Below are 11506 nucleotides of genomic sequence, written 5' to 3'. Positions count from 1 at the left end.
CGGGGAAAGGGCCGATACCCTGGGGGGCGACCACACGCCCCCGACCCGAGGAATCGCGACCACCGTGTTCGATACGCTTTCCGACCGCCTCAGCGCGACCTTCAAGTCCCTCCGGGGCAAAGGTCGCCTCTCCGAGCAGGACATCGACGCTGCGGCGCGGGAAATCCGTATCGCCCTCCTCGAGGCCGACGTCGCGCTCCCCGTCGTCCGTTCCTTCATCGCCAACGTCAAGGAACGCGCGCGCGGCGAAGAGGTCAGCAGGGCCCTGAACCCCGGGCAGCAAGTCCTCAAGATCGTCAACGACGAGCTCGTCTCGATCCTCGGTGGCGAGACCCGACGCCTGCGCTTCGCCAAGACCGCGCCCACCGTCATCATGCTCGCCGGTCTCCAGGGTGCCGGTAAGACCACCCTCGCCGGAAAGCTCGGCCTGTGGCTCAAGGGGCAGGGCCACGCCCCGCTCCTCGTCGCGTGCGACCTCCAGCGCCCCAACGCCGTCAACCAGCTCAGCGTCGTCGCCGAGCGCGCGGGTGTGGCCGTCTACGCGCCGCAGCCCGGCAACGGCGTCGGTGACCCGGTCCAGGTCGCCAAGGACTCCATCGAGTACGCCCGTACCAAGCAGTACGACATCGTCATCGTCGACACCGCCGGTCGCCTCGGCATCGACCAGGAGCTGATGCGGCAGGCCGCGGACATCCGCGACGCCGTCAGCCCCGACGAGATCCTCTTCGTCGTCGACGCCATGATCGGCCAGGACGCGGTCAACACCGCCGAGGCCTTCCGCGACGGCGTCGGCTTCGACGGCGTCGTGCTCTCCAAGCTCGACGGCGACGCCCGAGGCGGTGCCGCGCTCTCCATCGCGCACGTCACCGGCAAGCAGATCATGTTCGCCTCGAACGGTGAGAAGCTCGACGAGTTCGACGCCTTCCACCCCGACCGCATGGCGGGCCGGATCCTCGACATGGGTGACATGCTCACCCTCATCGAGCAGGCCGAGAAGACCTTCTCACAGGCCGAGGCCGAGAAGATGGCGGCCAAGCTGGCGAAGGGCCCCAAGGAGTTCACGCTCGACGACTTCCTGGCCCAGATGGAGCAGGTCCGCAAGATGGGCTCCATCTCCAAGCTGCTCGGCATGCTGCCCGGCATGGGGCAGATCAAGGACCAGATCAACAACATCGACGAGCGCGACGTCGACCGCACGGCCGCGATCATCAAGTCGATGACCCCGGCCGAGCGCCAGGACCCGCACATCATCAACGGCTCCCGCCGCGCCCGTATCGCCAAGGGTTCCGGAGTCGAGGTCAGCGCCGTCAAGAGCCTCGTCGAGCGGTTCTTCGACGCGCGCAAGATGATGTCCCGCATGGCCCAGGGCGGCGGGATGCCGGGCATGCCAGGCATCCCCGGGATGGGTGGCGGCCCCGGCCGGCAGAAGAAGCAGATCAAGCAGGCCAAGGGCAAGCGCAAGAGCGGCAACCCGATGAAGCGCAAGGAAGAGGAGGCCGCGGCAGCGGCCCGGCGCGAGCAGGGGCCGCAGGCCGGCGAGCCGGCCGCCGGCGGCAACCCGTTCGGGCTGCCCGCGGGCGGGGCGCAGGCGGGCCAGGACTTCGACCTTCCGGACGAGTTCAAGAAGTTCATGAAGTAAGGGCGGTTCGGTCCGTGGAGTAACGGCGGCGCGGTGCGCCTGGCGTCGCGTGGAGGGGCCTTGGCCGGCCCGGGAGTGACCAGCCGGCCGGGGCCCCTCCGTCGTACCCGGGTAGGGGTTGCCCAGGGGGCAATAGCCCGATATCTCCCTTATGGTCGGCCGGGAGGACGGCAGAAGGAGGCCCCGTGCCCAGCCCCACCCCCGCACCGCCCCGCGACCGGGCCGACACCCCCTGGCGTTCCGAGGGCGCGCCGCCCACCCCGCCGCCGAGGAGGAGGATGGCCGGCGGATGGCGCGGGCTGATCCTCGTCGCCCTGATCGTCTTCCTGATCGCCAACCTGGTGCTGTCGTTCTTCAACGCGGGCGACGAGCCGACGGTCTCCTACACCGAGTTCAGCAAACAGGTCGCGGCCGGCAACGTCTCGAAGATCTACTCCAAGGGCGACGCCATCCAGGGGCAGCTCAAGGCCAAGGCGCCGAAGCCGGACGGCGGCAAGGGCGACTACACCAAGTTCGTCACCCAGCGCCCGGCCTTCGCCGACGACGACCTGTGGGCCAACCTCACCAAACACCAGGTCACGGTGACCGCCTCGCCCGTCGTGGTCCAGCGCAGCTTCCTGGCCAACCTCCTCCTCTCGCTCGCCCCGATGCTGCTGCTGGTCGTGCTGTGGGTGGTCATCGCCCGCCGGATGGGGTCGGCCATGGGCGGGGGCCTCGGTGGTCTCGGCCGCAAGGCGCCGCCGAAACCGGTTGAACTCGAGACGGGCGCCAAACGCACCACCTTCGAGGACGTGGCGGGCATCGACGAGGTGCAGGGCGAGCTCGACGACGTCGTCGACTTCCTCAAGAACCCGCAGGCGTACCGGAAGATGGGCGCCCGCATGCCCGGCGGCGTCCTCCTCGCCGGCCGCCCCGGAACCGGCAAGACCCTCCTCGCCCGCGCCGTCGCCGGAGAGGCCGGAGTCCCCTTCTTCTCGGCCTCCGCCTCCGAGTTCATCGAGATGATCGTCGGCGTCGGCGCGTCGCGCGTCCGCGAACTCTTCACCGAGGCGCGCAAGGTCGCGCCCGCGATCATCTTCATCGACGAGATCGACACCATCGGGCGCGTGCGCGGCGCGGGCGGCGGACTCGGCGGCCACGACGAACGCGAACAGACGCTGAACCAGATCCTCACCGAGATGGACGGCTTCTCCGGCTCGGAGGGCGTCGTCGTCCTCGCCGCCACCAACCGCGCCGACGTCCTCGACACGGCGCTGACCCGGCCCGGCCGCTTCGACCGGCTGGTGCAGGTCTCGCCGCCGGACAAGAGCGGCCGCGAGGCGATCCTGCGCATCCACACCCGCGAGATCCCCCTCGCCGAGGGCGTGGACCTGGGCCGGGTCGCCAGTACGACACCCGGCATGACGGGCGCCGAACTGGCCAACCTGGCCAACGAGGCCGCCCTGCTGGCGGTCAAGCGCAAGCAGTCGCAGGTCACCCAGGCCGATCTCTCCGAGGCCCTGGAGAAGGTGCAGCTCGGCGCCGAACGCCCGCTCGTCATGCCGCCGGAGGAACGGCGCCGCACGGCCTACCACGAGAGCGGCCACGCCCTGCTGGGCATGCTCCAGCCCGGCGCCGACCCCGTCCGCAAGATCACCATCGTCCCGCGCGGCCGGGCACTCGGCGTCACCCTCTCCACCCCGGACGCCGACCGCTACGCCTACACCGAGGAGTACCTGCGCGGGCGCATCATCGGCGCGCTCGGCGGCATGGCGGCCGAGCACGTCGTGTACGACCTGATCACCACGGGCGCCGAGAACGACCTCGAACAGGTCACCAACCTCGTCCGCGGCATGGTCGGCCGGTGGGGCATGAGCGAACGCGTCGGCCGGCTGACCGCGATCCCGTCCGACGGCCAGAGCGCGTACGGCCTCTCCGCCGCCCCCGCGACGCTCGACGCCGTCGACGCCGAGATGCGGCGGATCGTCGACGAGTGCTACGCCGAGGCCTGCCGCCTGCTGCGGGAGCACCGCTCACAGCTCGACGACCTCGCCGAAGCCCTCCTCGCCGCCGAAACCCTCGACGAAGCCGCCGCCTACGCCGCCGCCGGCATCCCGCGCCTGTCGAAACAGGCACCCGAAACGGAACCCGGCCCCGCCGGCCCGGACACGCCCTAGGCGGACCGGCGGACGCGGGCGATCACGTAGCGGAAGATGTTCGGCAGCCACACGGAGCCGTCCGGCCGCTCGTACGGGTGAAGCGCCTCGGCCAGCTCCTTCTCCACCTGGGCCGGGTCGGAGGCGGACTCGTACAGCCCCGTCGAGAGCAGGCCCCGTACGGCATTGTCCACATCCGCGTAGCCGAACGGGCAGAACACCCGCCCGGACCCGTCCGGTACCAGCCCCGAGCCCGCCACCAACGCGTCGAGGTCGTGCGGCGAGGGGCCGCCGCCCGATACCGCCGGGACCGTGCACCGTTCCGCCGGCCCCCAGTCCGCCAGGACCACCGCCCCGCCCCGGCGGACCGCCGGAAGGGCGGCGGCCAAGGTCTCGCGGCCGGGCGAGAACGCCAGCAGGACGTCGTACGGCCGCGCGGTGGACGGCGGGTCCGGCCGCACCTCCAAAAGCCGCTCCCGGGCCAGCGCACGCCGCGCCGCGTCCGCCTCCACGCCGGCCACGGCGGCTCCGCGCCGCTGCGCCAGCAGGAGGGCCAGCCCGGCCCCGCACCCCAGGCCGAGCAGCCGGGCGCCGGGCCCGACCTCCAGCCGGTCGTAGACCGCCTCGTACAGCGGTACCAGCATCCGTTCCTGGATCTCCGCCCAGTCCCGGGCGACGAGCGTCGTCGTCGGCGTCGATGTCATCTGAAAGAGCGCTCCTGATTCCGTGTCGCCCCCTGGCCCCCGTTGCCAGGGAACTCCCCATCGGCCCCCGCGTCCAGAGGAGTGCGCCACCCGATTCACGCATCCGGCGCCCGGCGCCGTACCATTCGCGCCATGGCAAAGGCACCCGTTCTCACCCCCCAGGCGGAGGATTTCCCCCGCTGGTACCAGGATCTGATCAACAAGGCCGAGCTGGCCGACAACGGTCCGGTACGCGGCACCATGGTCATCCGGCCGTACGGCTACGGGCTGTGGGAGCGGATGCAGCAGGAGATGGACGCGCGCATCAAGGACGCGGGCGCCCAGAACGCGTACTTCCCGCTGTTCATCCCGCAGTCCTACCTGACGAGGGAAGCCGAGCACGTCGAGGGCTTCGCCCCCGAGCTCGCCGTCGTCACGCACGGCGGCGGCAAGGAGCTGGACGAGCCGGTCGTCGTCCGGCCCACCTCCGAGACGATCATCAACGACTACTTCTCCAAGTGGGTCCAGAGCTACCGGGACCTGCCCCTGCTGATCAACCAGTGGGCCAACGTGGTCCGCTGGGAGATGCGCCCGCGCGTGTTCCTCCGCACGAGCGAGTTCCTCTGGCAGGAGGGCCACACCGCCCACGCCACGTACGAGGACGCCCGCGACTACGCGGCGCGCATCCACCGGGACGTGTACGGCGACTTCATGACGAACGTGCTCGGCATCGACGTCGTGCTCGGTCGCAAGACGGCCAAGGAGCGCTTCGCCGGCGCCATCAACACCCTCACGCTGGAGGGGATGATGGGCGACGGCAAGGCCCTCCAGCTCGGCACCAGCCACGAGCTGGGCACCAACTTCGCCAAGGCCTTCAACACGCAGTACCTGTCGAAGGAAGGCAAGCAGGAACTCGTCTGGCAGACCTCCTGGGGCGTCTCGACCCGCATGGTCGGCGGCCTGATCATGTCCCACGGGGACGACAACGGCCTGCGGGTGCCGCCGCGCCTCGCGCACGTCCAGGTCGTCGTCATGGCGATCAAGGGCGACGAGGCCGTGGCCGAGGTCCGCGAGCTGGGGGCCCGGCTGAAGGCCGCCGGAATCCGGGTCCACGTCGACGACCGCGTGGACACCCCCTTCGGGCGCCGAGCCGTGGACTGGGAGCTCAAGGGCGTACCCGTGCGCGTCGAGATCGGTCCCCGCGACCTGGAGAACGGCACCGCGATGCTGGCCCGTCGCATCCCCGGCGGCAAGGAGGCCGTGCAGATCTCCGCGCTGGCCGACCTGCTGCCCAAGGTGCTGGAGGAGGACCAGGCGCAGCTGCTGCGCGAGTCCCGCGAGCGCCGTGAGGCCCGTACGTCCGACGTCGCGACGATCGAGGAGGCCGCCGAGGCCGCCGTCGCCGGTGGCTGGGCGCGCATCCCGTGGGCCGACCTGGGCCCTGAGGGCGAGGCGAAGCTGGCCGAGCAGGCCGTCTCCGTGCGCTGCCTGATCGCCGAGGACGGCTCGGTCCCGGAGGCGGACGACGCCCCCGGTACCCTCGCCATCGTGGCGCGCTCGTACTGATCGTCCCGCTGCCCCCCCCCGCTGATCGCGGACACGCCCCGGCGTGCGGCCCTTGCCGCGCGCCGGGACGGTCTCGCATTGGTCCCCGTTACGTACCGACTCCTCCGGGGATATGCGCACCCGTCCTCGTCGGGACGCATCAGACTGAACTGACTGGTACGTGCAAAAAATTTGGAATGGCCCGGAATCGGAACACCGGGGCACCTCGGCTCGTTGTCACGACGTGAGCACGACACCACCTGTTCTCGCCGCAGAGCTGGCGCAGGCGTGGGCCGATATTCAGCGGTACCACCCCGAGCTGCCTGACCTTGCCGCGCCCGAGTCCCTGATCGGAGAGTCGTCGTCCGCCTGTGGCGCCGAGCTCTCCTTCGAGCGACTGCTGCACGAGGCAGTCCACGGCATCGCAGCCGCCCGTGGAGTCCGCGACACCTCGCGGGCCGGCCGCTACCACAACCGCAGATTCCTCGCGATCGCCGAGGAGATGGGGCTGGACCACTCCGAGGAGCCGCACGCCAGCAGCGGGTTCTCCCTGGTCTCGCTCAGTCCCGAGGCCAAGAAGCGCTACCGCCCCACCATGGAGCGGTTGCAGCGCGCCCTCAAGGCGCACACGGTCGCCACGGCCGCCGACACCAAGCGCAGCTTCCGCGGGCCGGCCGCCCGACACGGCTCTTCCGGCGGCGGCGTACGGGTCAAGGCGGTCTGTGACTGCGGGCGCAACGTGCGGGTGGTCCCGTCGGTGCTGGCGCAGGCGCCCATCGTCTGCGGTGGCTGTATGAAGCCGTTCCGCATCCCCGAGGTGGCCGTCTCGGCTGCCGCCTCCTGAGTCACGGCCGGCCGCGGCCGCGCGGGCCGTGGCGCCACCGGTTCGTGGCGCCCGGGGGCGCGAACCGGTGGCGGTCAGGCCGCCGTCCGGCCGGGGAGGGGCCCCGTGGTGTCCGGCGCCCGCTCCCACCGGTCCTTGGGGCCACCCCTACCGGCTGAGCGCGCCGCGGGCATGTGGCACAATGGCTAGCTGTACTCGACAGTCGCACAGGACCCCTCTCTCCTCCGGCTGACGCGTCCATCGGGCATCCGAGTACCGCAACCCCACGTGGCATCTCATGTGCCCAACCACGTCAAGTTCAGGAGACACCACTCCAGTGGCAGTCAAGATCAAGCTCAAGCGTCTCGGCAAGATTCGCCAGCCGCACTACCGCATCATCGTCGCCGACGCCCGCACCCGCCGGGACGGTCGCGCGATCGAAGAGATCGGTATCTACCAGCCGACCTACAACCCGTCGCGCATCGAGGTCAACGCCGAGCGTGCGCAGTACTGGCTGTCCGTCGGTGCCCAGCCCACCGAGGCTGTGCTCGCCATCCTGAAGCTGACCGGTGACTGGCAGGCCCACAAGGGTCTCCCCGCCCCCGCGCCGCTGCTGCAGCCGGAGACGAAGGAGAGCAAGCGTCGCTCCTTCGACGAGTTCGCCAAGGCCCTCGAGGGCATCGGCGAGGGCAAGGGCGAGGCCATCACCCAGAAGGCGAAGAAGGCCGACAAGAAGGCGGACGAGGCTGAGGCCGCCGCCGAGTCGACCGAGGCCTGATCATGCTCGAGGAGGCTCTTGAGCACCTCGTGAAGGGCATTGTGGACAACCCCGACGAAGTGCAGGTCGCCTCGCGCAACCTGCGCCGCGGACAGGTGCTCGAGGTCCGGGTCCACCCGGACGACCTCGGGAAGGTGATCGGCCGCAACGGCCGCACCGCACGTGCGCTGCGTACCGTCGTGGGCGCCATCGGCGGTCGGGGGATCCGCGTCGACCTCGTCGACGTGGACCAGGTCCGCTGAAGAGTTGAACCACCGGCACGGGCCGGGGAGGGCGAATGCGCCCGCCCCGGCCCGTCGTCGTCTGAACAGGAGACTTAGAAGTGCAGCTGGTAGTCGCGCGGATCGGCCGCGCCCACGGGATCAAGGGTGAGGTCACCGTCGAGGTGCGGACCGACGAGCCCGAACTGCGGCTCTCACCCGGCGCGGTGCTCATGACGGAGCCGGCGACGGCGGGCCCGCTGACCATCGAGACGGGTCGGGTGCACAGCGGACGCCTGCTGCTGCGCTTCGCGGGAGTCAAGGACCGCACCGGTGCCGAGGCGCTGCGCAACACCCTGCTGATCGCGGAAGTGGACCCGACGGAGCTGCCGGAGGAGCCCGACGAGTACTACGACCACCAGCTGATGGACTTGGACGTGGTGCTGGAGGACGGTACCGGGATCGGCCGGATCACCGAGATCTCCCACCTGCCCTCGCAGGACCTGTTCATCGTGGAGCGGCCCGACGGCACCGAGGTGATGATCCCCTTCGTCGAGGAGATCGTCGCGGAGATCGACCTGGAGGAGCAGCGCTGCGTCATCACGCCGCCGCCCGGTCTGATCGACGACCGTGCCGAGGTCGTCTCCAGCCGTGACGAAGAGGCCGCAGCCGCCGGGGACGACGCCTGATGCGTCTCGACGTCGTCACGATCTTCCCCGAGTACCTGGAGCCGTTGAACGTCTCCCTCGTCGGGAAGGCGCGGGCGCGCGGACAGCTCGACGTGCACGTCCACGACCTGCGGGACTGGACCCACGACCGCCACAACACGGTCGACGACACCCCCTACGGCGGCGGTCCCGGCATGGTCATGAAGACCGAGCCGTGGGGCGAGGCCCTGGACGCGGCGCTCGCCGACGGGTACGAGGCCGGCGCCCACGGGCCGGTCCTGGTCGTCCCCACGCCCAGCGGGCGCCCGTTCACGCAGGAACTGGCCGTCGAACTGTCCGAGCGGCCGTGGCTGATCTTCACGCCGGCCCGCTACGAGGGCATCGACCGCCGTGTGATGGACGAGTACGCGACGCGGATGCCGGTGTACGAGGTCTCCATCGGCGACTACGTCCTGGCGGGGGGCGAGGCGGCCGTGCTCGTCGTCACCGAGGCCGTGGCCCGGCTGCTGCCCGGGGTGCTCGGCAACGCCGAATCGCACCGGGACGACTCCTTCGCCCCGGGTGAGATGGCGAACCTGCTGGAGGGGCCCGTCTACACCAAGCCCCCGCGGTGGCGCGGCCGGGAGATCCCCGACGTCCTGCTGAGCGGGCACCACGGAAAGATCGCGCGGTGGCGGCGGGACGAGGCCTTCCGCAGGACGGCCCGCAACCGCCCCGACCTGATCGAGCGCTGTGACGCCCACGCCTTCGACAAGAAGGACCGGGAGATCCTGAGCCTCCTGGGCTGGAAGCCGACCCCCGACGGCCGATTTTGGCGAAGGCCGCAGAGCGTGGAAGAATAGGCGGCTGTTGTGTGCTCGCGTACGCCCCTGCCACAGGGGGACCGTCGTCCGCGAGAGGGCGCAGCTCCCGAATTCTCTACGGAAATCCGCACCGGCGGCCTGTGGCGTCGTGCGAAGAAAGCAGACGAAGAACATGTCTCACCTGCTCGATGGCGTCAACGCCGCCTCGATCCGCTCCGACGTCCCGGCCTTCCGCCCGGGTGACACGATCAACGTGCACGTCCGCGTCATCGAGGGCAACCGCTCCCGTATCCAGCAGTTCAAGGGTGTTGTCATCCGTCGCCAGGGCTCTGGCGTCTCCGAGACCTTCACCGTTCGCAAGGTCTCCTTCAGCGTCGGTGTCGAGCGCACCTTCCCGGTGAACTCCCCGATCTTCGAGAAGATCGAGATCGTCACCCGCGGTGACGTGCGTCGCGCCAAGCTGTACTTCCTCCGTGAGCTCCGCGGCAAGGCCGCGAAGATCAAGGAGAAGCGCGACCGCTGATCTCCTCTCCGGGTCCGAGGGGCGGCCGGATAGGCTCCCCCCGATGGACACCGAAGCAGAGCTCACACAGCGCGGCCGCTCTTCCCCCGACGAGGGGGAGGGGCGGCCGCGCCGTGCGTTGGCGCCGCGTGGGCTGACCTGGCGACGGGCGGGGGTGCTGGGACTGATCTGCACGGTCTTCGTGCTGCTGCTCGGCAATTTCGTCGTACAGCCCTTCCTGATCCCGAGCCGGTCGATGGAGCCGACGCTCCGGGTCGGGGACCGGGTGCTGGTCAACAAGCTGGCGTACCGTTTCGGCGACCGGCCGAAGCGCGGCGACGTGGTCGTCTTCGACGGCACGGGCTCCTTCGTCCCGGAGGGACCGCAGGGCGATCCGGTGGGCGGGGCCCTGCACGACGCGGCCTCGGTGCTCGGGCTCGCGGAGCCGTCCGACACCGACTTCGTGAAGCGGGTCGTGGGCGTCGGCGGTGACGACGTGGTGTGCGACGAGAACGGCCGGATGAAGGTCAACGGGGTACCGGTGGACGAGCCGTACCTCTACCCCGGCGACACCTCTTCGAAGGTGCCCTTCCGCATCGTCGTACCGCTTGGGACCCTGTGGGTCATGGGTGATCACCGGTCGCAGTCGCGGGACTCCCGGGACCACTTGGGCGAGCCCGGCGGGGGGATGGTGCCGGTGGACAAGGTGATCGGGCGGGCCGACTGGATCGGCTGGCCCGTCTCGCGCTTGGGCGCGACGGGGAGCGCGGGGGGCGGACATGGGTAGCCGGGGGCGTCCGAGAGGACGGCGGGGCCCTGAGCGGGACCCCGAGCCGGAGCCGGAGCCCGAAGCGGGCTCCGGGGCGCCGCCACAGGCGGAGCCCGAGGGCGGCCGGGCCCAGCGGCGCCGGCTGGCGCGCAGGGTGCGGCGGCGCAGACGGACCCGCAGGGCGGGGGAACTGCCCCTGCTGGTGGTGGTCGCGCTGTGCATCGCCCTGCTCCTGAAGACCTTCCTCGTACAGGCCTTCTTCATCCCGTCGGGCTCCATGGAGCAGACGATCAGGATCGGCGACCGGGTCCTGGTCGACAAACTCACGCCCTGGTTCGGCTCCAAGGTCGAGCGGGGCGACGTCGTCGTGTTCAAGGACCCCGGCGGCTGGCTCAGGGGCGAGGCGGCCCGGCCGGCCAAGGACCCCATCGTCGTCAAACAGATCAAACAGACCATGACCTTCATCGGGTTGCTGCCCTCGGCGGACGAACAGGACCTGATCAAGCGGGTCATCGGCGTCGGCGGGGACGATGTCGCGTGCTGCGACGCGCGGGGGCGGATCACCGTCAACGGGACGCCGCTGGATGAGCCGTACGTGAACCCGGGCAACGCCCCCTCCGAGATTCGTTTCGAGGTGAAGGTGCCGCGGGGACGGCTCTTCGTGATGGGGGACCACCGGGCCAATTCGGCCGACTCCCGCTACCACCTCGACGAGGGGTTCCAGGGCACGATCGACGAGAACGGAGTGGTCGGACGGGCCGTGGTGATCGCCTGGCCCTACGGCCACTGGCGCGAACTGGAACAGCCCGCGACCTTCCTCACGGTGCCCGATCAGGCACGGCGCGGGCGGCGCGGACGCGGAGGACGGCGTCGGGGTGCGCGGTTCGCATAGTGTGTCCTCGGTCTCCCGCGCCTTAGGGAACTCCCGCTCGTTAAGGGAGGGGAGGGCCCGTGTTCGTAC

The 11506-nt window shown here is 70.6% G+C and carries 12 protein-coding genes; 11 read left to right on the top strand and 1 reads right to left on the bottom strand.

The genetic code is table 11. From position 1 onward, the window contains the following. Positions 1-64 precede the first annotated feature (64 nt). Both ffh and ftsH read left to right on the top strand, forming a co-directional pair. Positions 65-1639, top strand: a complete 1575-nt coding sequence (ffh, locus tag ACV7NM_RS09745; protein WP_463409933.1) for a signal recognition particle protein — start codon at positions 65-67, stop codon at positions 1637-1639. A 185-nt stretch (positions 1640-1824) separates the two neighbouring features. Next, positions 1825-3795, top strand: coding sequence for an ATP-dependent zinc metalloprotease FtsH (ftsH, locus tag ACV7NM_RS09740; RefSeq protein WP_463409932.1), 1971 nt, complete (start codon positions 1825-1827; stop codon positions 3793-3795). Here the strand turns inward: ftsH and ACV7NM_RS09735 are convergent. After that, positions 3792-4478: a methyltransferase type 11 gene (locus tag ACV7NM_RS09735; RefSeq protein ID WP_463409931.1), complete on the bottom strand. Its 687-nt coding sequence runs from the start codon at positions 4476-4478 to the stop codon at positions 3792-3794. The two genes, ftsH and ACV7NM_RS09735, sit on opposite strands and share 4 nt — an antisense overlap. A 132-nt stretch (positions 4479-4610) precedes the next feature. Here ACV7NM_RS09735 and proS point away from each other — a divergent pair, with 132 nt between their 5' ends. The 9 genes from proS (at position 4611) to lepB (ACV7NM_RS09690) (ending at position 11437) form a co-directional block, all read left to right on the top strand. Next, the gene (gene proS / locus ACV7NM_RS09730; protein WP_463409930.1) at positions 4611-6023 is read left to right on the top strand and encodes a proline--tRNA ligase; all 1413 of its coding nucleotides are present in this window, start codon (positions 4611-4613) and stop codon (positions 6021-6023) included. A gap of 223 nt (positions 6024-6246) precedes the next feature. Further along, positions 6247-6846: a hypothetical protein gene (locus ACV7NM_RS09725; protein WP_136213352.1), complete on the top strand. Its 600-nt coding sequence runs from the start codon at positions 6247-6249 to the stop codon at positions 6844-6846. A gap of 316 nt (positions 6847-7162) precedes the next feature. After that, positions 7163-7603, top strand: coding sequence for a 30S ribosomal protein S16 (gene rpsP, locus ACV7NM_RS09720; RefSeq protein ID WP_136213353.1), 441 nt, complete (start codon positions 7163-7165; stop codon positions 7601-7603). 2 nt (positions 7604-7605) lie between these two features. Continuing rightward, a complete protein-coding gene (locus tag ACV7NM_RS09715; protein ID WP_030011889.1) occupies positions 7606-7845 on the top strand; it encodes an RNA-binding protein in 240 nt (79 codons plus the stop codon). A gap of 80 nt (positions 7846-7925) precedes the next feature. Continuing rightward, a complete protein-coding gene (gene rimM / locus ACV7NM_RS09710) occupies positions 7926-8492 on the top strand; it encodes a ribosome maturation factor RimM (protein WP_463409929.1) in 567 nt (188 codons plus the stop codon). Next, positions 8492-9313 carry a tRNA (guanosine(37)-N1)-methyltransferase TrmD gene (trmD, locus tag ACV7NM_RS09705; protein ID WP_463409928.1) on the top strand — a complete coding sequence of 274 codons (822 nt, stop codon included), beginning with the start codon at positions 8492-8494 and terminating at the stop codon, positions 9311-9313. Before rimM ends, trmD begins: the two co-directional genes overlap by 1 nt. Before the next feature lie 133 nt (positions 9314-9446). Further along, positions 9447-9797 (top strand): 50S ribosomal protein L19, encoded by a 351-nt coding sequence (gene rplS, locus ACV7NM_RS09700; RefSeq protein ID WP_463409927.1) that lies wholly within the window; start codon positions 9447-9449, stop codon positions 9795-9797. A 43-nt stretch (positions 9798-9840) separates the two neighbouring features. Beyond that, positions 9841-10563 carry a signal peptidase I gene (gene lepB / locus ACV7NM_RS09695; RefSeq protein WP_463409926.1) on the top strand — a complete coding sequence of 241 codons (723 nt, stop codon included), beginning with the start codon at positions 9841-9843 and terminating at the stop codon, positions 10561-10563. Continuing rightward, the gene (gene lepB / locus ACV7NM_RS09690; protein ID WP_463409925.1) at positions 10556-11437 is read left to right on the top strand and encodes a signal peptidase I; all 882 of its coding nucleotides are present in this window, start codon (positions 10556-10558) and stop codon (positions 11435-11437) included. The genes lepB (ACV7NM_RS09695) and lepB (ACV7NM_RS09690) overlap by 8 nt, the downstream gene beginning before the upstream one ends. The last annotated feature ends 69 nt before the right edge of the window (positions 11438-11506 follow it).

The organism is Streptomyces sp. Tek67B01, from assembly GCF_055231995.1.
The sequence above is the reverse complement of the archived record's forward strand: the minus strand, read 5'-3'. Positions and strand labels throughout refer to the sequence as shown.

Coding starts and splice junctions, on each gene's coding strand:
- trmD (WP_463409928.1), top strand. CDS start 8,492: ATGCGTCTCGACGTCGTCACGATCTTCCCCGAGTACCTGGAGCCGTTG.
- ACV7NM_RS09735 (WP_463409931.1), bottom strand. CDS start 4,478: ATGACATCGACGCCGACGACGACGCTCGTCGCCCGGGACTGGGCGGAG.
- lepB (WP_463409926.1), top strand. CDS start 9,841: ATGGACACCGAAGCAGAGCTCACACAGCGCGGCCGCTCTTCCCCCGAC.
- lepB (WP_463409925.1), top strand. CDS start 10,556: ATGGGTAGCCGGGGGCGTCCGAGAGGACGGCGGGGCCCTGAGCGGGAC.
- rplS (WP_463409927.1), top strand. CDS start 9,447: ATGTCTCACCTGCTCGATGGCGTCAACGCCGCCTCGATCCGCTCCGAC.
- ACV7NM_RS09715 (WP_030011889.1), top strand. CDS start 7,606: ATGCTCGAGGAGGCTCTTGAGCACCTCGTGAAGGGCATTGTGGACAAC.
- proS (WP_463409930.1), top strand. CDS start 4,611: ATGGCAAAGGCACCCGTTCTCACCCCCCAGGCGGAGGATTTCCCCCGC.